This window comes from Nocardia brasiliensis, assembly GCF_042691675.1.
GTDB classification, from domain to species: domain Bacteria; phylum Actinomycetota; class Actinomycetes; order Mycobacteriales; family Mycobacteriaceae; genus Nocardia; species Nocardia brasiliensis_D.
This window is the reverse complement of record NZ_CP170507.1, coordinates 5376687-5398993: the sequence shown is the minus strand read 5'-3', so window position 1 is coordinate 5398993 and position 22307 is coordinate 5376687. Positions and strand designations below refer to the sequence as shown.

19 protein-coding genes are annotated in these 22307 nt (G+C 67.3%); 11 read left to right on the top strand and 8 right to left on the bottom strand.

Going from position 1 to position 22307, the window contains the following annotated elements; genetic code table 11:
• Positions 1-179: 179 nt before the first annotated feature.
• The 3 genes from ACFK0J_RS24710 to ACFK0J_RS24700 form a co-directional block, all read right to left on the bottom strand.
• Positions 180-1352 carry a PucR family transcriptional regulator gene (locus ACFK0J_RS24710; protein WP_378731152.1) on the bottom strand — a complete coding sequence of 391 codons (1173 nt, stop codon included), beginning with the start codon at positions 1350-1352 and terminating at the stop codon, positions 180-182.
• 20 nt (positions 1353-1372) lie between these two features.
• Positions 1373-3178 carry an AMP-dependent synthetase/ligase gene (locus ACFK0J_RS24705; RefSeq protein WP_378731150.1) on the bottom strand — a complete coding sequence of 602 codons (1806 nt, stop codon included), beginning with the start codon at positions 3176-3178 and terminating at the stop codon, positions 1373-1375.
• A gap of 194 nt (positions 3179-3372) precedes the next feature.
• Complete coding sequence (locus tag ACFK0J_RS24700) at positions 3373-4995, bottom strand: right-handed parallel beta-helix repeat-containing protein (RefSeq protein ID WP_378731148.1); 1623 nt, start codon at positions 4993-4995, stop codon at positions 3373-3375.
• Between the two features lie 301 nt (positions 4996-5296).
• On the opposite strand from ACFK0J_RS24700, the gene glnA reads away from it, so the two are divergent.
• On the top strand, positions 5297-6733 hold the full coding sequence (gene glnA / locus ACFK0J_RS24695; RefSeq protein ID WP_378731146.1) for a type I glutamate--ammonia ligase: 1437 nt from the start codon (positions 5297-5299) through the stop codon (positions 6731-6733).
• Here the strand turns inward: glnA and ACFK0J_RS24690 are convergent.
• Together ACFK0J_RS24690 and ACFK0J_RS24685 are read right to left on the bottom strand one after the other, a co-directional pair.
• The gene (locus ACFK0J_RS24690) at positions 6718-8487 is read right to left on the bottom strand and encodes a DUF4873 domain-containing protein (protein WP_378731144.1); all 1770 of its coding nucleotides are present in this window, start codon (positions 8485-8487) and stop codon (positions 6718-6720) included. The genes glnA and ACFK0J_RS24690 overlap by 16 nt on opposite strands.
• Entirely contained in the window at positions 8484-9383 is a 900-nt protein-coding gene (locus ACFK0J_RS24685; RefSeq protein ID WP_218469886.1) for a diiron oxygenase, read from the bottom strand. The genes ACFK0J_RS24690 and ACFK0J_RS24685 overlap by 4 nt, the downstream gene beginning before the upstream one ends.
• Positions 9384-9482: 99 nt before the next feature.
• Here ACFK0J_RS24685 and ACFK0J_RS24680 point away from each other — a divergent pair, with 99 nt between their 5' ends.
• Entirely contained in the window at positions 9483-10193 is a 711-nt protein-coding gene (locus tag ACFK0J_RS24680; RefSeq protein ID WP_378731142.1) for a TetR/AcrR family transcriptional regulator, read from the top strand.
• A 65-nt stretch (positions 10194-10258) separates the two neighbouring features.
• A complete protein-coding gene (locus tag ACFK0J_RS24675) occupies positions 10259-11014 on the top strand; it encodes a DUF6882 domain-containing protein (protein WP_378731140.1) in 756 nt (251 codons plus the stop codon).
• 15 nt (positions 11015-11029) lie between these two features.
• On the opposite strand, the gene ACFK0J_RS24670 is transcribed toward ACFK0J_RS24675, so the two are convergent.
• Entirely contained in the window at positions 11030-12244 is a 1215-nt protein-coding gene (locus ACFK0J_RS24670; protein ID WP_378731138.1) for a DUF418 domain-containing protein, read from the bottom strand.
• A gap of 154 nt (positions 12245-12398) precedes the next feature.
• Here ACFK0J_RS24670 and dop point away from each other — a divergent pair, with 154 nt between their 5' ends.
• From dop to prcA, 4 genes are all read left to right on the top strand, one after another.
• On the top strand, positions 12399-13898 hold the full coding sequence (dop, locus tag ACFK0J_RS24665; RefSeq protein ID WP_378731136.1) for a depupylase/deamidase Dop: 1500 nt from the start codon (positions 12399-12401) through the stop codon (positions 13896-13898).
• A 160-nt stretch (positions 13899-14058) separates the two neighbouring features.
• Positions 14059-14253 carry a ubiquitin-like protein Pup gene (locus ACFK0J_RS24660; protein ID WP_014986166.1) on the top strand — a complete coding sequence of 65 codons (195 nt, stop codon included), beginning with the start codon at positions 14059-14061 and terminating at the stop codon, positions 14251-14253.
• Positions 14250-15110 (top strand): proteasome subunit beta, encoded by an 861-nt coding sequence (prcB, locus tag ACFK0J_RS24655; RefSeq protein WP_378731134.1) that lies wholly within the window; start codon positions 14250-14252, stop codon positions 15108-15110. The genes ACFK0J_RS24660 and prcB overlap by 4 nt, the downstream gene beginning before the upstream one ends.
• Positions 15107-15877, top strand: coding sequence for a proteasome subunit alpha (gene prcA, locus ACFK0J_RS24650; protein ID WP_378731132.1), 771 nt, complete (start codon positions 15107-15109; stop codon positions 15875-15877). Before prcB ends, prcA begins: the two co-directional genes overlap by 4 nt.
• Positions 15878-15966: 89 nt before the next feature.
• On the opposite strand, the gene hutH is transcribed toward prcA, so the two are convergent.
• Entirely contained in the window at positions 15967-17646 is a 1680-nt protein-coding gene (hutH, locus tag ACFK0J_RS24645) for a histidine ammonia-lyase (RefSeq protein WP_378731130.1), read from the bottom strand.
• 283 nt (positions 17647-17929) lie between these two features.
• On the opposite strand from hutH, the gene pafA reads away from it, so the two are divergent.
• Both pafA and ACFK0J_RS24635 read left to right on the top strand, forming a co-directional pair.
• Positions 17930-19288 (top strand): Pup--protein ligase, encoded by a 1359-nt coding sequence (gene pafA / locus ACFK0J_RS24640; RefSeq protein WP_186818252.1) that lies wholly within the window; start codon positions 17930-17932, stop codon positions 19286-19288.
• Positions 19289-19438: 150 nt separating this feature from the next.
• On the top strand, positions 19439-19816 hold the full coding sequence (locus ACFK0J_RS24635; RefSeq protein ID WP_378731128.1) for a nuclear transport factor 2 family protein: 378 nt from the start codon (positions 19439-19441) through the stop codon (positions 19814-19816).
• Here the strand turns inward: ACFK0J_RS24635 and ACFK0J_RS24630 are convergent.
• On the bottom strand, positions 19813-20109 hold the full coding sequence (locus ACFK0J_RS24630) for an MTH1187 family thiamine-binding protein (protein ID WP_378731126.1): 297 nt from the start codon (positions 20107-20109) through the stop codon (positions 19813-19815). The two genes, ACFK0J_RS24635 and ACFK0J_RS24630, sit on opposite strands and share 4 nt — an antisense overlap.
• A 111-nt stretch (positions 20110-20220) precedes the next feature.
• On the opposite strand from ACFK0J_RS24630, the gene ACFK0J_RS24625 reads away from it, so the two are divergent.
• Together ACFK0J_RS24625 and ACFK0J_RS24620 are read left to right on the top strand one after the other, a co-directional pair.
• Positions 20221-21216: a helix-turn-helix transcriptional regulator gene (locus tag ACFK0J_RS24625; RefSeq protein WP_378731123.1), complete on the top strand. Its 996-nt coding sequence runs from the start codon at positions 20221-20223 to the stop codon at positions 21214-21216.
• A gap of 67 nt (positions 21217-21283) precedes the next feature.
• A complete protein-coding gene (locus ACFK0J_RS24620; RefSeq protein ID WP_378731121.1) occupies positions 21284-22258 on the top strand; it encodes a helix-turn-helix transcriptional regulator in 975 nt (324 codons plus the stop codon).
• The last annotated feature ends 49 nt before the right edge of the window (positions 22259-22307 follow it).

Sequence of the window (22307 nt, the reverse complement as noted above, 5' to 3'; positions counted from 1 at the left end):
GCCGCGGATCGAGTGCCGTCGACCGGGCGAGTTGATTCCGGATTGTGTCCGGACGTTCAGGGCCCACGCCTGACCTCATCGTCGCTACTCAGCACAACGCATAAGCGGGGTGCCGCGACACCGGCAATTCGCAAGAGAGAACGACGCGTCTTTGGAAAAGTGCCTAAAAGTGGGTCCGATTATGGGGCGAACCCGGCGGATTCGAGTCGCCTGGCCAGCCGTGCCGCGGACAGGGTCATCGCGTCGGCGGGACGGTGCGGGTCGAGTCCGGTCAGCTCGTGCACCCGGGAAAGCCGATAGGTGACCGTATTTCGGTGCACATTGAGCTGCCGGGCCGTCGCCAGCTGGTTGAAGCCGCTGTCGACGAACACCTCCAGGGTCTCGGCGAGCATCGGTTGCGCGTCCAGCGGCGCGAGCACCGAGGCCAGCCCGGGGCGGGCCGCGTCGCTCACCGCGACGGTGTATTCGAACTGCAAATCCTGTCTGCGGCACAGGATGTCGCGCCGGAGCAGGCACCGGCCGAGTTCGGCGAGCACCCGCGCCTCGGCGTACATCGTCGGGATCGCGTCCTTGCTGCGCGCGGCGCCGACGCCGACCCAATACGGCGGCGGCTCGGCGGGTTCCTGCGCGGGCAGCCGGGCAGTGAGCCCGGACAGCGTGGCCGAACCGTCGTCACCGGCCTGTAGCGGGATCAGCGCGGTCCAGCCGCCCGCATCCAGCCGCAGGAAGACGCCCGGTATCGCCTCGACCCGGTGCCGCAGCGCCGACGCGGGCCCGCCGCGGGTGCCGCACAGGCGGAACACCGCGACGAGGAACGCGTCGGACACCGGGATCACCGGATCGTTGGCCCACTCCACCGGATCGCGGCCGGTGAGCAGCGCGTCGGCGATGCCGCGCCGGCGCTCCAGCAGCTCCCAGCGCGGGTCGTGCACGCGCTGGGTGGCCGCGGTGGCGATCCGCGAGGTGACCAGCGTGACGTACTTCAGCAGCACCAGCGAGGCATCGAGCAGCAGGTCGCGCTCCGGCGGGCTGGCCGTCGCGCGCAACCGCTCCCAGATGAACGCCGCGCCGAGCCGGTAGCGCTCCAGCACCTCGGGCAGTGGGGTGCCGTCGCGCAACCGGTCCATCGCGAGCTCGACCAGTTCCCTGGTGTCCTCCTCCGTCGGCTCCTCGCCGCGGCGCAGGTACTCGAAGAACAGGTCCACGTTGAGCTTGGTGCCCCGGGCGAAGTCGGTCTCCACCAAGGACTGCGGCAGCCGTTGGTACGGCGGCAGCGCGGCATAGAACCCGTCGAGCATCGACGCGGTCCGCCGATGGAGATCGTCGAACACCCGAGTCCGCGATGGCATCATGCTGGTTCTTCTTCCCGGATTCAGGTCGAGTACAAGGCTTCGATCGTATCCGTGTAGCTGCTGGAAATGGGCTTGCGCTTGAGTTTGCCAGTCGCGGTCAGGTAGTCGCTGCCGTTCTCCCATACCTCCGGGAGCACGATGTACTTCCTGATCTGCTCGACCCTGGACAGTTTGCTGTTGGCCGCGGCGATGCCCTGCTCGATCACCCGCAGGATCTCCGGGTCCTTCGCCAGCTCGGCGACGGTGGTCCCCGGCAGGTTGTGCCGCTGCGCGTAGGCGGCGGCCAGGTCGGGATCGAGCAGCAGCAGCGCGGTGTTGAACGGTCGCTGCTCGCCGATGACGACCACCGTGCTGATCAGCGAGCAGTTGTCGGTGACGGTGTTCTCGATGTTGGCGGGCGACATGTTCTTGCCCGTCGCGTTGATGATGAGCTCTTTCTTGCGGTCGATGATCGACAGGTAGCCGTCACTGTCGATGGTGCCGATGTCGCCGGTGTGCAGCCAGCCGTCGGCGTCGATCGTCTCCGCGGTCTTTTCCGGGTCGCCGCGGTAGCCGCGCATCACCATTTTGCCGCGGATCAGTACCTCGCCGTCGTCGGCGAGCTTGACCTCGGCGCCGGGCAGCGGGGTGCCGACGGTGCCGATCTTGACCCGGTCCGGGCCGTTGAGCGTCGCGCCCGCGGTGCATTCGCTCATGCCGTAGCCCTCACACAGCGGCAGGCCGAGCCCGAGGAAGAACTCGTGCACCTCCGGCGGGATCGCGATGGAGCCGGTGACCGCGACCCGGACCTTGTCCAAGCCGAGGCCCTGCCGAATCGTCGCGAGCACAAGGCGATCGGCGAGCCGGTGCTGGAACCGGTCGAACGCACCGAGTGGCCGCGCGTCGGAGGCGGCCCTGGCCCGCTTGCGACCGACGCCGATCGCCCAGTGGATCAGGCGGCGCTTGACCGGGGACTCGCTGGCGAACCGTTCCTCCAGTGCGCCTTTGACTTTCACCCATACCCGGGGGACGCCGAGGAACACGCTCGGATGCACTTCGGCCAGCGCCGCCGCGACCTGCTTGAAATCGGGGACAGTGGTGATCTGACAGCCCTCGAGCATGGTCAGATAGTGCGCGAACCAGCGATTGGCGGCGTGCGCGTCGGGCAGGTAGGAGATCACCCGATCGTCCGGGCCGCCACCACCGAATTGCTCTAGGACGCGGGCATTTTCGATGAAGTTGGTGTGGGTGAGCTCGACGCCCTTTGGTGGGCCGGTGGTGCCGGAGGTGTAGACGATGGTGAGCAGATCGTCGGGCCGTACCTTGCGCCAGGTGGCGTCGAAATCGAATCCGTCCGCCTGGGCCTGCTCGACGTCGGACAGTGCGATGGTGCCGTCGGGCGCCTCGTCCACACAGATCACGTGCTGGACGTGAATGCCCTGTTCGGCGGCCTTGGCTACGGCTTCCAGGATCTTCGGGGCGAACTGGCGCTCGCAGATCACCGCCTTGTTGCCCGAGTTGCCGAACTGATAGGTCAGCAGGTCGACCGGGTTGGTGTTGTACACCGAGAACGGCGTGGCGCCAGCGTGCAGCACCGCGGTGTCGCAAAGGTGGAACTCGGGGCGGTTGGTCAGCATCAGCGCGACCGTGTCGCCGGGCTGGATACCCAGCGCGGCGAGGCCGGTGGCGATGGCGCGGACCCGCTCGCCATATTCCCGCCAGGTGATCGAGACTGCGCCGCCGAGGGTGCGCAGCGCGACCGCGTCGGGGTACTTCGCGACATTTGATTGGAACGCCGCACATAACGTGTCCGGGCGGAGCTCCGCCGGGACTGTCGATGAAACCAAGACCTAACCTCTGCTAGCGAAGGGCTGAGGCCATGCCGGTCGCCGTGGGGGACGCGGATGACCTCATCGTCACCTATCAGCAGAACGCATGAGCGAGTGTGTGCGCTAGCGGCAAACGCGCAGAGTGTGGCGCACGGCATTGTGCACTTGACCAAATTCGCGCCTCCTGGGTCACTTGTGCACCTTGTGGCCGGTCAGCCACAGGTCGGCCAGGATCCCGGATGCTCGACCGGCAGGTTCGGCGCCGCGAGCGCGGTCTGGGTGGTGGGGGCGAAACAGTTGTTTCCGGCGCTGCCGAGGCGACCGCCGCCGAAGTCGATGACCGAGCCCGCGCCCAGGGTGCCGCCGCTCTGGGTGAGCACGACGTCGCCGCCGAATCGGGAGCGCTCGACCTTGCCGGTGAGCGCGGCCAGGTCGCCGACGGTGTGCACGTGCAGGTCGGCGATGGCGGCATCGGCGACGGTGGTGTCGGCGATCTCGAAGTTCATCGTCGCCTTCGCCGGAGCGGGGCCGCTGGGGGAGTAGGCGTAGATGCCGATGCCGTCGGCGCTGCACTGACTGAGATGGGCATTGCGCAGGGTCAGCGCGGTGGTGTTGTCGCGGCCGAAGCTGGCGGAGAACAGGCAGCTGCCGAGGTTGCCGGGCACCACCGGATTCAGCACTGCGGCGAGAAAGCTGGACCGGGCGGCGGTGAGTCCGTCGATGGTCATGCGGTGGCGGGCGCCCTCGGCGCTCAGATTGAGGTTTTCGACGATATCGCCTGGGACATCGATGAATTCGCTGTTGGTGAGGATTACTTCGCTGTCCGGCGTGCCGTTGCTGGTGACGAATTCGATTCCGTTGGCGGAGAAGTGGCCGCCACCGTGCCGATAACTGTTGCGGTCGATGGTGATTCGCATACGAGCGCGATCGGCGGCATTGACGAAAATGCCCTCGCTGTCGGCGGCGGCATTGAGCGGGTCGTTCGCCGGAATGGCGATATTGCGCTGGGTGTTTCCGCGCAATGTGGCGGTGAGCGAGGAGGTTCCGGTGCTCTGCATGCCCACGGCGAGGACGGAGAGTTTCGCGATGCCCTGATTGATGTTCTCGGTCAGGTTGTCGGTGATGGTGGCGGTGGCTTGCGCCGCGCCGGTGGTGCGGACATCGATGCCGTCACCACATGCGGTGTCGCGCACGGTATTGCGTTCGATGACGAGGGTATGTGCGCCCGCATCGGAGTCGATCATGATGCCCGCCCAGCCGTTGTTCAGCGCGATCACGTTCGGGGCCGCCGGGAGCGAGGTGCCGAACGGGACGCCGAGCATCGGCGGGAACGGCTGGACGAGGAAGCCGTCGTGGCAGGCGCGGTTGCTGGCGGCGACCGTGTTGCCCGCGACCACCACCGCGCCGACATTGCGGCCGTAGATGCCGCCGCGCTGGGCGCTGGTGATGGTGAGATCGCGGACTTCGGTGTTCGATGCCAGACGGACCGCGTCGCCGTCGTTGGCGGTGGACGTGTTGGCCACGGCCGGAACACTTCCGGGAGTGTGGCGGCCGAGCAGGCGCTGGCCCGGTTTGAGGGCGATGCCGCCGTCCAGCGGCGGGGTGCCGACCGGCGCGGCGAGGACGACGATCGTGTCGCCGTCGTTCGAAGCCTGCTGGACGGCCTGCAAGGTGTTGAAAGGCGCTGTTTCCGAACCGTTTCCGCCTGCCGGGGCCACCGCGCTCACGTACCAGGTCCGTCCCGGGTCGGCGGACGCGTGTATCGGAGCCGTGCCGACGGCGAGCGCGCAGCACAGCGCGCCCACCACAGCCAACTGCGGCGAAGACAATTTCATGGGGGCCTTCCGGATCGAGCCGGCGGTGCCGCGCACCACCGTGTGATCCAGCCCACCCCATGACCCGAGCGCGTGGTATCGGCAGAATGCCGAAGCTCACGACGATTCTTTGTGCCGATGCCCGGAGTGAACGCGCAGGACACGCCGAAGCGTGGTCCGGCCACCGCGATTCACCTCCGGTGCCGAGCGCGGCGTCGTATGGTGGATTCGGCGAGCCGGACCTGCCATGCCCGCTCGGGCGCGCCGCGGGATGCGCCCCGCCTCGCCGATCCGCGGATGCCGCGAGTGCGAGGAGTGAGTCGTGTTGAAGCCGACTACCGAGGGAGTTCTGGAGTACATCTGCGCCGAGGAAGTCGCCTACGTCGACATCCGCTTCTGTGACGTTCCCGGTGTGCAGCAGCACTTCTCGATCCCGGCCCAGTCCTTCGGCGCCGATCTGGTGGAGAACGGGATCGCGTTCGACGGTTCGTCGGTGCGCGGATTCCAGTCGATCCACGAGTCGGACATGCTGCTGTTCCCGGACCTCGACACCGCGCAACTGGATCCGTTCCGTGCGGCGAAGACACTGAACATGAACTGCTTCGTGCACGACCCGCACACGCACGAGGCGTACAGTCGCGATCCGCGCAATGTCGCGCGCAAGGCCGAGGACTATCTGCGCAGCACCGGCATCGCGGACACCGCGTACTTCGGTCCGGAGGCCGAGTTCTATATCTTCGAGGCCGTCCGCTACGACACCAGCATGAACGGCGCGTTCTACGAGGTGGATTCGGGATCGGCGAGCTGGAACACCGGCACGAAGTACAACCCGGACGGCAGCCTCAACCGCGGCTACAAGGTTCGGCCCAAGGGCGGCTACTTTCCGGTCGCGCCCTATGACGCCGACGTCGACCTGCGCGACCGCATGTGCACCAACCTGCAGAACGCGGGCTTCGAACTGGAGAAGGGCCACCACGAGGTCGGCACCGCGGGCCAAGCCGAGATCAACTACAAGTTCAATACTTTGCTCGCCGCGGCAGACGACCTACAGCTGTACAAATACATCATCAAGAACACCGCCTGGGCCGAAGGCAAGACCGTCACCTTCATGCCGAAGCCGCTCTTCGGCGACAACGGCTCCGGCATGCACGTGCACCAATCTCTGTGGAAGAACGGCGGACCGCTGTTCTACGACGAGGTGGGCTACGCGGGACTTTCCGACCTGGCGCGCCACTATATCGGCGGGCTGCTGCGGCACGCGTCGTCACTGCTCGCCTTCACCAACCCGACCGTGAACTCCTACAAGCGCCTTGTTCCCGGCTACGAAGCGCCGGTGAACCTCGTCTACAGCCAGCGCAATCGCTCAGCGGCGGTACGCATCCCGGTCACCGGAACCAGCCCGAAGGCGAAGCGGCTGGAGTTCCGCTGCCCCGACTCCTCCGGCAACCCGTACCTGTCCTTCGCCGCCATGCTGATGGCGGGTCTCGACGGCATCCGCCGCAAGATCGAGCCCGCCGCCCCCATCGACAAAGACCTCTACGAGCTGAGCCCCGAAGAGTCCGCCGAGGTGACCCAGACCCCACCCAGCCTCGCCAGCGTCATCGACCGCCTGGAGGCCGACCACGACTACCTCACCGAAGGCAATGTTTTCACCGACGACCTCCTCGAAACCTGGATCCGCCTCAAGCGTGACACCGAAATCGCCGAAATAGACGTTCGCCCGCACCCCTTCGAATTCGAGCTCTACTTCGACGTGTAGACCGGTTCCAGGGGGTAGGGCGGCTCGCCGATGCCGACGATGCGCAGATTGCCCCAGGGGTCGCGTTCCTGGAGGCGGCCCGTGGTCGGGTAGCGGCCGGGGAGGGTCAGGAAAACCTCGGCGCGGCCGGGGTCGGGCAGGTCGGTGCCGGTGGTGGGGGTGATGCGGCCGTACCAGTGGTAGCGGCCGTCGGTGGGGTCGGCGTGGCCGCTGAGGGTGACGGTCACCGGGAGCAGTGCGCCGGGGGCGTCGAGGGTGGCGGGGCCCGAGTATTCGTGGGCTGGTTCGCGGTCCGCGGGGACGGTGAGGTCGTAGTGGCCGGGGTCGGGATGGCGCATGGTGCGCCAGTAGGAGACGCTGGAACCGGGCCAGGCGGCGCGGTTGAGGCCGTGCTCGTCGAGGTACCAGCTGTTGCAGCCGCCTGAGTTCCAGACGGTGCCCGCCAGTTTCGCTTGGGTGCGGCGGTTGAATTCGTGCTGGGTGGCCGCGCGCACTTCGATGCGCGTGCTGGAGGTCTTACGAAGCAACTCGACGCACTGGCGGATGTAGCGGGCCTGCGCCTCGATCATGAACACGATGGATTGATGTCCGCCACCGGAATTCGGGCCGACGATGAGGAACAGGTTGGGGAAGCCGTGTACCGCGACGCCGAGGAAACCCTCCATCCCCTTGCGCCACGCGTCTTGCAGAGCGAGGCCGTTGGCGCCGACGATGTGCTGGTCGGCGAACCGGTCGGAGATCTTGAAACCGGTGCCGTAGACGATCGCGTCGAAGGAGTCGGCAGACCCGTCGACGGTGGCGATACCGGTCTCGGTGATGCCCGCGATGGGCGTGGTCACCAGATCGACATTGTCGCGCTGCAGTGCGGGATAGAAGTTGTTGGACACCAGGATTCGCTTACAGCCCAGCCGGTAGTCCGGGGTGAGCCGTTCGCGCAGTTCCGGGTCGCGGACCTGGCGGCGCAGCTGGCCACGGGCGACCTTCTCCACCTGACGCATCAGTTCCGGATTCATGAACGCCGGGATCAACGACTCGTAGCCCCAGTAGATCGCCCACCGGTAGAGCCGCTGTGAGCCGGGCAGATACCGAAACATTCGGTGCTCCAGCGCCGACAACGGACGGTCCGGTTTCGGCACGATCCAGTGCGGGGTGCGCTGGTACACCGTCACCTGCGCGGCTTCCTTGGCGATCTGCGGCACGAACTGCACCGCGCTGGCGCCGGTTCCGATGACGGCGATGCGCTTTCCGCTGAGGTCGAAGTCGTGATCCCACTCCGCGGAGTGGAAGCTCGTGCCGCGGAACGTGTCTCGGCCAGGAAAGGCCGGAATCGAGGGTTCGTGCAGTGGGCCGGGCGCCATCACGACCAGCCGCGGCCGGAAGTGCCGCCCGTCCGCGAGGCCGACATCCCAGCGATCGTCCGCGTCGTCGAAGTCGAGCGAAACCACCTCCGAACGCAACCGGAGGTGCCCGCGCAGGTCGTACTTGTCGACGGTGCGGTGCAGGTAGTCCAGAATCTCCGGCTGGCGGGCGAACATCCGGGTCCACCGCTTGTTCGGCTCGAACGAGTACGAATACATCAGCGACATCACGTCGCAACCCGCGCCGGGATAGGTGTTCTCCCGCCAGGTGCCACCGATCTCGTCGGCCTTCTCCAGCACGACGAAATCGTCGATACCCGCCTTGCGCAGCTCGATGGCCATCCCGAGGCCACCGAAACCCGCACCGACAATGACGATTTCGGGTTCGACGGTCATGCGAGCAGCCCCCGCCGCCGCCAGATCCACTCACCGATCGGCCCGATGAGGCCCTGCTTCTGCAGGAACACACCGAGATTCGCGGCGCCGATGCCCAGTGCCTTCTTGGCGTCCGGGTTGTTGGTCGCGATCCGCCGGGCCGCGCGCCCGTCCAAACCGGCGCGGGTGTACATGTGCCGGTTGGTCAGCAGGTAGACGAACAGCGGGGCGGCGATCGCGACACACAGTCTGGTGTAGGCGAGTTCGGCGCGTGACATGGTGGGCACCCGCCGGGCCAGCGCGTCCCGGGCGAAACCGATGTGGCGCGCCTCCTCGGTGACGTGAATGCGCATCGCCCGAGAAACCAAGGGCTGCAACTCCGGGTCGTCCAGGGTGCGCCGCTGGATCGCGTCGAAGATCTCCTCGCCGACCAGCGCGCCGACCCAGGTCATGGAGCCGCGCAAGAAGAGCGGCAGTACGCCGATCACCAGTCTGCCCGTGCGGCGCGGCCAGTACGGACGCGCCTCGATGCGGTCGATCAGCTTGCCGAACATCATCATGTGCCGGCATTCGTCACCCATTTCGACGAGGGTGTAGTGCGAATGCCGGGTGGTCGGGTCGTCGGCCAGCAACTCGCGCAGCAGCAGCCGGTTGAGCAGGTTCTCGAACCAGATGCCGACGGACAGGACGTTCGCCAGTTCCTGCCGGGACAGTTCGCGGCGCTGCTGCGGGGTCATCGACTCCCACAGATCGGTGCCGTACAGCGAAACGACCTCCGCGGGGAGAAAGAGTTTGTCCGGATCGAGCGGTGCGTCCCAGTCCATGTCGACCACCGGGTCGTAGGACTTCTTGACCGATCCGGTCAGCAGGCGCTGCGCGAAGGACTCTTGCGGGATCAGTGCGGCGTCGTTGCCCATGACTGCTCTCCAACATGTCGACTAACCGATACAAGCTGTCACAGTCAGATTAGTGAGACAGGGTGTCGCAGTCAACCGTTGTGCGAGTATCGTGATTCTGTGACCACGACCAGCGGAAACCTCGAGCCTCCCGTCGCCGACGGCCGTGCCACCCGCTGGAAGGGCCATAAGGCACAGCGTCGCGCCGACGTGATCGACGCCGCGATCACCGTCATCGAGGAGCAGGGTGTCGAGGTGTCGGTGCAGCAGATCGCCGACCGGCTGAAGCTGCCCCGCCCGGTCGTGTACCGCCACTTCGACGGCCGCACCGACCTGGACGAGCAGATCCGCCGCCAGATCCTGGAATCCCTGCTGGCGCAGATCATGCCGACGCTGCATCCCGACGGCACCGTGCGAGATGCCGTGCGCGGCGCAGTCGGCACCTACGTCCGATGGGTCGAGCGCCACCCCAACCTGCACCGCTTCATCGGCGGTGCCGCGCCCCAGGGCGATTCATCGCTGGCCGGTGCCCGGGACCGCATCGGCGGCCGGCTGGCCGACCTGTTCGCCATCTGGTTGTCCCGCTTCGGCATCGACCCCGGCCGCGCCCGGCCGATGGCCTTCGGCATCATCGGCTTCGTCGACGGCGTGGTGAACAGCTGGCGCGCCGACCCGGCCACCACGCTCGCCTCCGACCAGGTCGAAGGCATCCTCACCGAATCGGTCCTCGCGCTCTTCGAGGGCAACGCCCGCAGCCTCGGCGTTCCCCTGGAGCGTGACGTGATCGTCGGCGATCTGCTGGCCCGTCCGGAAGCACTGCGCGTCAAGTAATTCGACTGCGCGACAGCCGCGCGTCGGGTGGCCGGGTGCGCGCGAGCGTTGACTACGCTGTGCCGGTGTCCGAACCTGTGCCCTTGACGAGGCTGCTCGACGACGCGGGGTTGCTGTCGCTCGAGCACCGCCTACACGTCGAAGAAGTGCTGGGTACGCACCGGTGGCAGGCCGACATGGAGGAGCGTCGGCTCGAATTCATCGGCACCGAGCGCACATTCGTGTGCACGGACTTTCACCTGCTGGGCACGGCCGACGCCGAGTCGTGGCTGTGGGCCTGGGCCAATCCCTGGGGCTTCGCGCCGCCGCTGATCGCGGTCGCGCAGCTGGTGCGCGAGTTCGGCTTCCGCTACGGTGTCGCCGAATTGTCCGTCGCGGAGCTACCCGTCGCGCTCGGGCGCGCCGCACCGGAACCGCATCAGGTGGCGGGCCTGCTGGCGGACGCCGCGAAAGTGATTTCCGGGCATTGGAATTCGTACTGCGGTGTCACCGACGGCACCTGCGTGGCGTTCCTGGTCGAACATCCGGCGTTCCTGCTACCACCGCCTACCGCGGCAGGCCTGGCCCGGGTACTCGCGCATGGCATCAACGCACTGCCGCTGGCCGACCATCGACGTGCCGTGCAGAGCTATTTGAGCAGGCGGGGATTGGTCACCGGGTTCCTCGAGGACTACCGGTTGCTCGAATTCAGTGGATCGGGCGTGGCCGGGGCGGTCGAGTTCGATGATGACGGGCAGGTGGCGAACCTCGACGTCGGTATGGTCATCGACCGCCTCGAGCTCCCGTCGGAGACGAAAGCGCAATCGGCGAGCTCGCTTTGAGCGAGGGCGCGCGAATCAGGACTTTTCGCGGGCCAGTGCCTGGAAGCTCCGGTGCCACGCCCACTCGACCGGTCCCCGCTCGAACCGCCGCAACCACAGGTGCGCGCCGGTCACGATGATCAGCGAGACCAACAGGTACATGCCGACGGTGAACGGCACCCGCGCGTCGGGGGAGACGCGGGCGGCGAGGCCGAAACCCCAGCCGTAGCAGAAGATCGACGCCACCAGGTTCTGCAGGATGTAGCAGCTGAGCGCGGTGCGCCCGACCTCGGTGAGCCTGCGGCCGAGGAACCCCACGTGCGACTTGCGCAGGTAGAACTCGGCGACCAGGGCGAGAATGCCGAGGGCGACGAAGGGTGCGGTGCCGTAACGGGTGAACAGGAACAGGTCGCCGCCGCCCGCGACGCCCGCGACCAGGTCGATCGGCGCCGCGACGCCGAAGCCGATGACCATCAGCCACTTGCGGATCCGCGCGCCCTCGGGCCGGAACACACCGGCCCGGAACAGCCTGGCACCGAGCAGGAACAGCGCGACCGACATGGCGAACACGAAGATCGTCTCCACCCGGAACGGGGCCGCGTTCTGCACCCGGAACACCACGAGATCCCAGAACGACCCATCCGCAAAGGGATTGGGGTCGAGCGGTGGGCGTGGCTTCGAATTCTGCTGCGGCGCGAACACCATCGCGAGCGCGATCGCGGTCAGCATGGCGACGTGGATACCCGCCATCACGATCATCCAACGCCGTTGCGCGCGATCACTTGTCGCGAGGATGAAGGCGACGACCAAGCCGGTGACCGCGTACCCCATCAACACATCGAACTCCGCGATGAACACGAAATTCAGCACACCGTCCAGCAGCAGCAACCCGGCGCGAATCGGATATTTCCCGGGCCAGCGCCGCCCGCCGCGCTGGGCCGAGGCCTGCTGGATGGCCAGGCCGATGCCGAACATGACGGTGAGCAGGCCGAGGAACTTGCCCTGCGCCAACTGCTGCAACACCCGCTCGGCCCACATCCAGCCGGTCGCCGGTCCGTTCAGTTCATCGATGTAGCCGATGATTCCCTCGCGGTTGGTCATGATCCAGATGTTGGTGCCGAGGGTCCCGAGAATCGCGATACCGCGCAGCACATCCAGCGCGACCACGCGTGAGCGCCCGGCCGGGGCCGCCCCCTTCACGACCCCGGGCCGCTCGGCGGCGGCGCGCGTATCGGCAAGTGATTCGGTCATGTCTCGACTATCGCGTCTCGCCGCGCTCGGGCAGATCCTCCGGAAGTACCACTGCGGTATGAGATCGACCTCCACACCCCGCTCGGCCTCCGTCGCACGGCCCGGCGCAGGCTGCGGACGGACTTCGTCCGGCGGTGCCCGTTAGGCTCGACCTATGCAGCGCATCATCGGAATCGAGGTCGAGTACGGCATTTCGACCCCAACCGAGCCGTCGGCCAACCCGATCCTCACCTCAACGCAGGCCGTCCTCGCCTACGCCGCCGCCGAGGGTGTGCCGCGCGCGAAACGCACCCGCTGGGACTACGAGGTGGAGTCGCCGCTGCGCGACGCGCGCGGTTTCGACCTGAGCCGGATGAACGGCCCCGCGCCCGTGATCGATGCCGACGAGGTCGGTGCGGCCAACATGATCCTCACCAATGGCGCCCGCCTGTACGTCGACCACGCCCACCCCGAGTACTCCGCCCCCGAGGTCACCGACCCGCTGGACGCGGTGGTCTGGGACAAGGCGGGGGAGCGGGTGATGGAGGCCGCCGCGCGGCACGCGTCGAGTGTGCCCGGTGCCCCGCGGTTGCAGCTGTACAAGAACAATGTCGACGGCAAGGGCGCTTCCTACGGCACCCACGAGAACTACCTGATGAGCCGCGACACCCCGTTCAACCAGATCATCCTCGGCCTCACCCCGTTCTTCGTGTCGCGCCAGGTGATCACCGGTTCCGGCCGGGTCGGCATCGGCCAATCCGGTGACCACGCCGGGTTCCAGCTGTCCCAGCGCGCCGACTACATCGAGGTCGAGGTCGGGCTGGAGACCACCCTCAAGCGCGGCATCATCAACACCCGTGACGAGCCGCACGCCGACGCGGACAAATACCGCAGACTGCACGTCATCATCGGCGATGCCAACCTGGCCGAGATGTCCACCTACCTCAAGGTCGGCACCACCGCACTGGTGCTCGATCTCATCGAGGCGGGCGAGGACCTGTCCGACCTACAGCTGGCCCGCCCGGTCACCGCCGTGCACACGATCAGCCACGACCCGACGCTGCGCGCCACCGTCGCGCTCACCGACGGCCGCGAGCTGACCGGCCTGGCCCTGCAGCGGATGTACCTGGACCGGGTGATCAAGTTCATGGACCGCACCGGCAACGACGACAAGCGCGTCGCGGACATCATCGAGAACTGGGCGATGGTGCTCGACCTGCTCGAGCGCGACCCGATGGAGTGCGCGAGCCTGCTCGACTGGCCGGCCAAGCTGCGCCTGCTCGAGGGCATGCGCCAGCGCGAGGGGCTGAGCTGGGCGGCGCCCAAGCTGCACCTGATGGACCTGCAGTACTCCGATGTGCGCCTGGACAAGGGCCTGTACAACCGCCTGGTTGCCCGGGGTTCGATGAAGCGGCTCGTCAGCGAGCAGCAGGTGCTCGACGCGATGACCAACCCGCCCACCGACACTCGCGCCTACTTCCGCGGTGAATGCCTGCGCCGGTTCGGCGCCGATATCGCGGCGGCGAGCTGGGACTCGGTGATCTTCGATCTGGGCGGCGATTCGCTGGTCCGGATCCCGACGCTGGAGCCGCGCCGGGGGACAAAGGCGCACGTCGGCAAGCTGCTGGACGGCGTGACCTCGGCCGCGGACCTTGTGGAACAGCTCACAACCTGACTAACAGACCGATACCGACTCCGCTCACATCGGCACGGAATACCTCATCGTGTCGGTTCGGCTGGGTAGTGTTGAAGAACGAGCACGGACATTGCTCATGATCGGGGCCGTGCTCAGAATTGAGCTCCGGTCATGATGAGGACAGAGGAGGTCGGCTGCCATGGCACAAGAGCAGACCAAGCGCGCCGGGGGCGGCGACGAGGATGAGGGTCCGGACGGCGTAGACGCCGCCGGTCAGGAGCGCCGCGAAAAGCTGGCGGAGGAGACCGACGACCTGCTCGACGAGATCGATGATGTGCTCGAGGAGAACGCCGAAGACTTCGTCCGTGCGTACGTTCAGAAAGGCGGCCAGTGACAGTAGGTGACCCCTCGCGTCTCCACTTGGGGTACGCCCTCTCGTCCTTCTCCGAATATCTCCGCATGCACGCTCCGGACATGTTGCCCGGCAATAAGTTCGGACCGATTGATGGCGCGGGTTCGAGCGCCACCAGTGCGAAGGATGTCGCGCCGCATGGCACCACCATCGTCGCGATCAGCTACCGCGGTGGCGTGCTCATCGCGGGTGACCGGCGGGCCACTCAGGGAAACCTGTTGGCCAGCAGGGACATCGAGAAGGTCTACATCACCGACAGCTACTCCGCGGCGGGCATCGCAGGCACCGCGGGTATGGCCGTCGAGATGGTGCGGATCTTCGCGGTGGAGCTGGAGCATTACGAGAAGCTCGAGGGCGTGCCCCTGACCTTCGACGGTAAATCCAACAAGCTGTCGAAGATGGTGCGCGAGAATTTGCCCGCGGCCCTGCAGGGTCTGGCGGTGGTGCCGATTCTGGTCGGCTACGACCTGAATGCCACCGATCCGGACAAGGTCGGCCGCATCGTGTCGTATGACGTAGTGGGTGGACGCAGCGAGGAGCGGTTCGGTTACGCCGCGGTGGGATCGGGTTCGGTCTTCGCCAAGGGGTCGCTGAAGAAGCTGTACAGCAAGGGAATCGATCAGGAGCGCGCGTTGCGCGTCGCCGTCGAGTCGCTGTTCGACGCGGCCGACGACGACACCGCGACGGGCGGACCCGATCTGTTGCGCGGGATCTACCCGACGGCGATCGTGATCGATGAGGAAGGTGCGGTCGAGGTGACCGAGGACCGGCTCGAGGCGATCGCCCGTGGGATCGTCGCCGATCGCGAGGCGGCCGAGGAAGGGAGTGCCCGCGCATGACACTGCCGTACTACGCGTCGGCCGAGCAGATCATGCGCGACAAGACCGAGCTCGCCCGCAAGGGCATCGGTCGAGGTCGCAGCGTCGTGGTTCTGGTGTACGACAAGGGTGTGCTGTTCGTTGCGGAGAACCCGTCCGCGACGCTGCACAAGGTGAGTGAGCTCTACGACCGGGTCGGGTTCGCCGCGGTCGGCAAGTACAACGAGTTCGAGAATCTGCGCCGCAGCGGGATCCTGCAGGCCGACATTCGCGGTTACCAGTACGACCGCCGCGACGTGACCGGCCGCGCACTGGCCAACGCCTACGCCCAGGTGCTCGGTTCGATCTTCACCGATCAGCTCAAGCCCTACGAGGTGGAGATCTGTGTGGCGGAGGTGGGCTACCCGGAGCAGCAGCCGACGTCGGTGCTGTACCGGATCACCTTCGACGGATCGATCGTGGACGAGCGCGAATACGTGGTGATGGGCGGCACGACCGAGCCGATTCTCACCGCGTTGAAGGCGTCCTACCGGCCCGGCCTGGATCTGGCCGCCGCGATCAAGGTCGCGGTGGAGGCGCTGCAGGCGGGCGTCCCCGAGGGTGCGGAGAAGGAAAAGCGGGTGCTCGGCGTGAGCTCGCTCGAGGTCGCCGCGCTGGAGCAGGCGCGGCCGCGACGGGCCTTCCGGCGGGTCACCAACTCCGCGCTGGAGCAGTTGCTGAGCCCGGCCAAGAAGGGCAAGGCGAAGGCGGCGGAATCCGCAGCGGAGGAAACTCCCGAGGCGGAGTAACCATTATCGAGGAGTCCGGGCCCGGCTATGGGCGTGCTACGGCCGCCCGTATCCGGGCCCGAACTCTGTCCGCCGCCAGCGCCCGCGGGCTATGCGGCGCAGCGTGTTTCGTCGACCGAACGGAACACCGCGGTGAAGGCGTCCTCGCGGACCAGGGCGACGGCCGCGTCCACATCGGGGCTGAGATAGCGGTCGTCTTCGAGAGCCGGTATGCGCTGGCGGATGATGGCGTGGATCAAGGCGGTCCCTGAGCCGATGCGCAACTCGCCCATGGCTTTTCGCATCAGGTCGACAGCCTGCGCGCCCATCAGGATCTGGACGCCGAGGACGATGTCCAGGCGGTCCAGATTGTCCGCGAGGCCGCGCATCGACGCCATCGCCATCGTGTTCAGGTCTTCCTGACCGCCCTTGACCGGCCGGGACAGCGTGCCCGCGGGATGGGCCCTGATCTGGATTTCCGGGATGAGGGCGGCGGCGACGGTCTGCGCCTGAACCATGCCGGAGTTCAGCCCGACCTCCCCGCCCGCGAGGTTCGCGGGCAGTCCGTAGCTCCATTTGGGATCGAGGAGACGGCCGGACAAGCCTTCGGACAAGATCGCCAGGTTCGCGATCTGCGCGTTCAACGCGTCGAGTTGCGCGCCGATCTTGGTGGCGGCCCAATTGCCGCCCATGACGAATTCATGCCGCCCACTGCTGTTTCGGAAGATCAGCGGGTTGGAGGTCGACGCGTTCGCCTCCCGCACGGCCGTCTCGCGCGCCGCATCCAAACTGTGCCGGAGCGCGCCGATCACGTGGGGCGTCGAGCGGACCGAGGTGGCGTCCTGGATGCGCGGATGGGACTCACCGGAGCGCTGGCGCCCCTCCTCGGTCATCCATTGCGTCCCGCACACCATCGCGCGGACATCTTCGGCCACGTCGATATCGTGCTCGTTGCCGCGCTCGACGTGCGTGCGTTCATCGAAAGCGCCGTGCTCGGCCCGGGTCGCCTCCAGGAACAGGGCGAAGGCGGCGGCGAAGCCGTGCAGGTCGTGCTCGGCGCGGGTGATGGCCTCGACGAAACGGGCGGTGAGCACGCTGCCGCCGCTGATCAGCGGCAGCGCCTCGCCGGATTCCAGGGTGAATCGCTCGGGCAGCCCCGCCGCGCGGAACGCCAGAGCGGGCGCTACTTGTTTGCCGCGGTACAGGACCGGATTGTGTTCCCCGATCATGCTCAATCCGGCGGCCGCCATCGGCTGCAGATCGCCGGTGCCCAGGGAGCCGATTTCCGGCATCATCGGCAGCACACCCGCCTCGACCATCGACAGCATCCGGTCCACCACCTCCGGCCGCACTCCCATCGCGGCGCGGGCCATCGAGTTCGCCCGCAGCACCAGGGCAAGTCGCACCACGCCGGGCGGCAGCGTCGGCCCGACGCCCGCGGCGTGCGACCGCAGCATGCGGCGCTGGAATTCGAGTTGCTTGTCCGGGTCGAGCGGACGGTCCTTCAGCGGACCGAGTGCCTGATTCCAGCCGTACACCCGCTGGCCGGCCGCGATGGTGTCCAGCGCACCCCGTCGGGTGTCGCTCATCCGCTGCCTGGCGTGGTCGGATAGGCGGATGACCGGGGAGTCGTCGTGCAGCACCTGGAGCATCGTCGGCCAGTCGAGGTGACCGCCGTCCAAGGCGATCGGTTCGGTCGGTGCGGTGTCGTCGAAGTCGGCGGAAACCACGCCCTGCGATACGACCGCGAGCGTCAACGCGACCGCCGCGACCCTGATCCACTTTCGCATCTGCTTCCCCCCTCGTCGTACCAGGACAAACGAACGCCGCGACATCGGTCGCCTCGATGCCGGAACCGGGGGCACCAGATCGGACGTTGATCAGGGTCGACAACAATTTCCGCGGCTCAGTCCATGATCCCGCCGGGCCGTCGCGCCGGGGCTGAAATGGTGTCCAGGGGTGGTGGGAGCTTCAGGGAATAGGGCAAACCGGGCCGAATCGTTGTGAAGACGTATGCGTTCTGGTTGTCCGCAGCCCCACGCGCTCGCATGACATGGCTGTAATGTCGATGGTGTGCAGCGACGAATCATGGGAATCGAGACCGAGTTCGGTGTGACATGCACCTTCCACGGTCACCGTCGGCTGTCCCCCGACGAGGTGGCCCGGTACCTGTTCCGCCGGGTGGTGTCCTGGGGCCGTAGCTCTAACGTGTTCCTCCGCAACGGTGCTCGGCTCTACCTCGATGTCGGGTCGCACCCGGAGTACGCGACTGCCGAATGCGACAGCCTGCACCAACTGGTGACCCACGACCGAGCGGGCGAGCGGGTCCTCGAAGAGCTGCTGATCGACGCCGAGCAGCGCCTCGCCGAAGAAGGCATCGGCGGCGACATCTACCTATTCAAGAACAACACCGACTCCGCGGGCAACTCCTACGGCTGCCACGAGAACTTCCTCGTGGTCCGGGCGGGGGAGTTCTCCAGGATCTCCGATGTGCTGCTGCCGTTCTTGGTGACCCGTCAGCTGATCTGCGGCGCGGGCAAGATCCTACAGACGCCGAAGGCGGCCACCTTCTGCCTGTCGCAGCGCGCCGAGCACATCTGGGAGGGCGTCTCGTCCGCGACCACGCGTTCCCGGCCGATCATCAACACCCGTGACGAGCCGCACGCGGACGCGGAGAAGTACCGCCGCCTGCACGTCATCGTCGGCGACTCGAACATGGCCGAGCCGACCACCATGCTCAAGGTGGGCACGGCCGCGCTGGTGCTGGAGATGATCGAGGCGGGCGTCTCGTTCCGAGACTTCGCCCTGGACAATCCGATTCGCGCCATTCGCGAGGTCAGTCACGATTTGACCGGTCGTCGTCCGGTGCGTCTCGCCGGTGGCAGGCAGGCCAGTGCCCTCGACATCCAGCGCGAGTACTACGCCCGCGCCGTCGAGCACCTGCGCAACCGGGACCGGGATCCGCAGATCGACCAGGTCGTCGACCTGTGGGGCCGCACCCTGGACGCGGTGGAGGCCCAGGACTTCGCCAAGGTCGACACCGAGATCGACTGGGTGATCAAGCGCAAGCTGTTCCAGCGCTACCAGGACCGCTACAGCATGGAGCTGTCCGACCCGAAAATCGCCCAGCTCGACCTCGCCTACCACGACATCAAGCGCGGCCGCGGCGTCTTCGACCTGCTGCAGCGCAAGGGCCTGGCCAAGCGGATCACCGAGGACGAGGCCGTGGACGCCGCGGTCGACACCCCGCCGCAGACCACCAGGGCCAAGCTGCGCGGCGACTTCATCACCGCCGCCCAGGAGGCCGGCCGCGACTTCACCGTCGACTGGGTGCACCTGAAGCTGAACGACCAGGCGCAGCGCACAGTCCTGTGCAAGGACCCGTTCCGCTCGGTCGACGAGCGAGTCGATCGGCTGATCGCGTCGATGTAGAACGGGGTGACCGGACCCGGGGACCTTTCGGGTATCGGTCGCCGTCGGGCTCGGTTCGCCGTTCGGTCGAACTATCGGATCCCGCACGCTGTTGTAGTGCTCTGAACTGCACGGATGTCGATTCCCGAGTCTTTGCCTACCGTGGAACGTATGGCTGATACAGAACTCCTGAACGAGCTGCTCGGCCTCGAGCGTGCGGGCTGGGACTCGCTGTGCAAGAGCGCGGGCGCCGACTTCTATGGGTCCATGATGACCGGCGACGCGGTGATGGTCCTCGCCCATGGCATGGTGCTGGACCGCACCGAAGTCATTGCCTCCCTCAATGATTCACCGCCGTGGCGGACCTACGAGATCCGCGACCCGCGCGTGATAGACGCCGGAGTGGACAGCAAGATCCTCGTCTACACCGGCGTCGCCTACCGCGAGGGCGATAAACCCGCTTTCCGCGGGCTCATGTCGAGTGTGTACGTGCGCGCGGGTGGCGAATGGAAACTGGTGCTCTACCAGCAGACGCCCATCCCGGACTAACCCTCGGCGAGATACCGCTCGACCGACTCGACCTTCGACGTCATCGCGTCGGTGACGCCGGGACGGATATCGGCCTTCAACACCAGGCTGCACCGCGGCGCGACCGCGAGGATCGCGTCGGTGGCCTGCTTGACGACGCCCATCACCTCGTCCCATTCGCCCTCGAGGGTGGTGAACATGGCGTCGGTCCGGTTCGGCAGCCCACTGGCGCGAACCACCCGGACGGCCTCGGCCACGGCGCGTCCGACGTCGGCGCCGGCACCGAGCGGACTCACGGAGAAAGCGATGATCATGTGTTCCATAGTGCCGTCCAGGCGGCCGTCATCCGGGGACGACGCACATGTGATCGAATGAATCGCGCGCCGACGCGCACGCGCGGTGCGCGGCCCATTACCCTCTATCGGGTGGCGATATCCAAGGTCGAGCGGCTGATGAATCTGGTCATCGCGCTGCTGTCGACCCGGCAGTTCCTGACCGCGGAGCGGATCCGGGACAGTGTCGCCGGATACGAGGATTCCGCCAGCGACGAGGCGTTCAGCCGAATGTTCGAGCGGGACAAGAACGAACTACGTGACCTGGGCATCCCTCTGGAAATCGGGCCGGTCGGCCGGTACTCGACGGTGGAGGGCTACCGGATCAACCGGGACGCCTACGAGCTGCCCGAGATAGACCTGAGCGACGAGGAAGCCGCCGCCGTCGCGGTCGCCGTGCAGATGTGGGAATCGCCGGAATTGGCCGCCGCCGCGGAGGGCGCGCTGCTCAAATTGCGCGCCGCGGGCATCCACGTGGAGACCGACGCCGCGGTGGCCTCGGTGCCCGCGGTGCCCGCGCGCACCCGTGGCTCGGAACCGGTGCTCGGCAAGCTGCTCGCCGCGATCGACGCGGGCCAGGCGGTGCGGTTCGAGCACCGTGGCGCGATCAACGCGCCGTATCTGATGCGGGACGTGGAGCCGTGGGGTGTGGTGACCCACCACGGCCGCTGGTATCTCGTCGGGCACGATCGGGACCGGGACGCCGTGCGCAGCTTCCGGTTGTCCAGGATCGGCGACGACGTGACGCCGTACGGCCCCGAGAACGCGGTGAGCAAACCGGACGGTATCGATCTTCGCTCGATCGTGGACCACGTCACCAGCTCGGCGCCGGTCAGCGGCACCGCAACGGTGTGGGTGGCCGAGGGACGCGGGCGAGAACTTCGCAGAATCGGCCAGGTGACCGGCGAACGCACCATCGGCGGCCGCGTCGGCGCCGTGGTGGAGCTGCCGGTTCGCTCCCGCGACTGGATCGCCCGGCTGATCACCGGCCTCGGCCCGGACGCGGTGGTGCTCGCGCCGGAAGAACTGCGCAATGATGTCGTCGCCCGGCTGCGCTCGGTGTTCGATCGCACGGAGGTCACAGCGTGAGCGAGCGTGGCGAGCGAACCGTTGACGCAGCCGCCCCAGCAGGCACGAGCGCCAGCGAGGTGCAGGCGTGACTTCTCGGCTTTCCGTTCGACTTTCGCGGCTGCTCAACATGATTCCGTACTTCATCGCCCACCCCGGCATCAGCGCCGCCGAGGCCGCCGCCGACCTGGGCGTGACCACCAAGCAGCTGATGAGCGACCTGAACCAGCTGTGGATGTGCGGCTTGCCCGGCTACGGCCCCGGCGACCTGATCGACCTGTCGTTCTCCGAGGAGAGCATCGAAGTCACCTTCTCCGCGGGCATCGACCGTCCGCTGCGGCTGACCTCCACCGAGGCGACCGCGCTGCTGGTCGCGCTGCGGTCGATCGTGGACATGCCGGGCATGGTCGATCCGACCGCGGCGCACGCGGCCATCGCCAAGATCGAATCGGCCATCGTCGGCGGTTCCGGCGCCGAGCTCGACGGCGCCCGCACCCCGCCGACCGAGGCGCCCGCCGTCGCCACGGTGCGCTCCGCGCTGGCCAGGCAGCGCGCGTTGCGGCTGGTCTACTACTCGGCGAGCCGCGATGTCGTCACCGAACGCGTCGTCGATCCGATCCGGATCGTGCTCGTGGACAACAACAGCTACCTGCAAGCCTGGTGCAGGCAGGCCGAGGGCGTCCGCCTGTTCCGGTTCGACCGGATCGAGGCCGCCACCGAACTGGACGAACCGGCCAGGCCGCCGAGTCACGCCACCGAAGAGTCCGCGGCGCTCGACCTGTTCCAGGACGATCCCGCGGTTCCGTTGGCCCGCTTGCGTATTCACGGCGACTACGCGTGGGTGCTCGATCAGTACCCCATGCATCGGCTCGCGGTGCACCCCGACGGCAGCCTGGAGGCGACCATGCGGTTCGCCACCCTGGACTGGATGGCGCGACTGCTGCTCGGCTTCGGTTCGGGTGTGACCGTACTCGGACCGCCGGAACTGGTCGCCGCGGTGCGCGAGCGCTCCAATGCCGCACTGGCCGCCTACGCGGCGGCGGGATTCGAGGAAACGGTATGACGGACACCGCCCACCCGACGGTGGGCCGAGCAGCGGAAGTCGAGCCGAC

Excerpts from the sequence above, each read along its gene's own strand:
- ACFK0J_RS24710 (WP_378731152.1), bottom strand. The coding sequence starts at position 1,352 with ATGATGCCATCGCGGACTCGGGTGTTCGACGATCTCCATCGGCGGACC.
- ACFK0J_RS24700 (WP_378731148.1), bottom strand. The coding sequence starts at position 4,995 with ATGAAATTGTCTTCGCCGCAGTTGGCTGTGGTGGGCGCGCTGTGCTGC.
- ACFK0J_RS24690 (WP_378731144.1), bottom strand. The coding sequence starts at position 8,487 with ATGACCGTCGAACCCGAAATCGTCATTGTCGGTGCGGGTTTCGGTGGC.
- ACFK0J_RS24685 (WP_218469886.1), bottom strand. The coding sequence starts at position 9,383 with ATGGGCAACGACGCCGCACTGATCCCGCAAGAGTCCTTCGCGCAGCGC.
- ACFK0J_RS24670 (WP_378731138.1), bottom strand. The coding sequence starts at position 12,244 with ATGACCGAATCACTTGCCGATACGCGCGCCGCCGCCGAGCGGCCCGGG.
- dop (WP_378731136.1), top strand. The coding sequence starts at position 12,399 with ATGCAGCGCATCATCGGAATCGAGGTCGAGTACGGCATTTCGACCCCA.
- ACFK0J_RS24660 (WP_014986166.1), top strand. The coding sequence starts at position 14,059 with ATGGCACAAGAGCAGACCAAGCGCGCCGGGGGCGGCGACGAGGATGAG.
- prcA (WP_378731132.1), top strand. The coding sequence starts at position 15,107 with ATGACACTGCCGTACTACGCGTCGGCCGAGCAGATCATGCGCGACAAG.
- hutH (WP_378731130.1), bottom strand. The coding sequence starts at position 17,646 with ATGCGAAAGTGGATCAGGGTCGCGGCGGTCGCGTTGACGCTCGCGGTC.
- ACFK0J_RS24635 (WP_378731128.1), top strand. The coding sequence starts at position 19,439 with ATGGCTGATACAGAACTCCTGAACGAGCTGCTCGGCCTCGAGCGTGCG.
- ACFK0J_RS24630 (WP_378731126.1), bottom strand. The coding sequence starts at position 20,109 with ATGATCATCGCTTTCTCCGTGAGTCCGCTCGGTGCCGGCGCCGACGTC.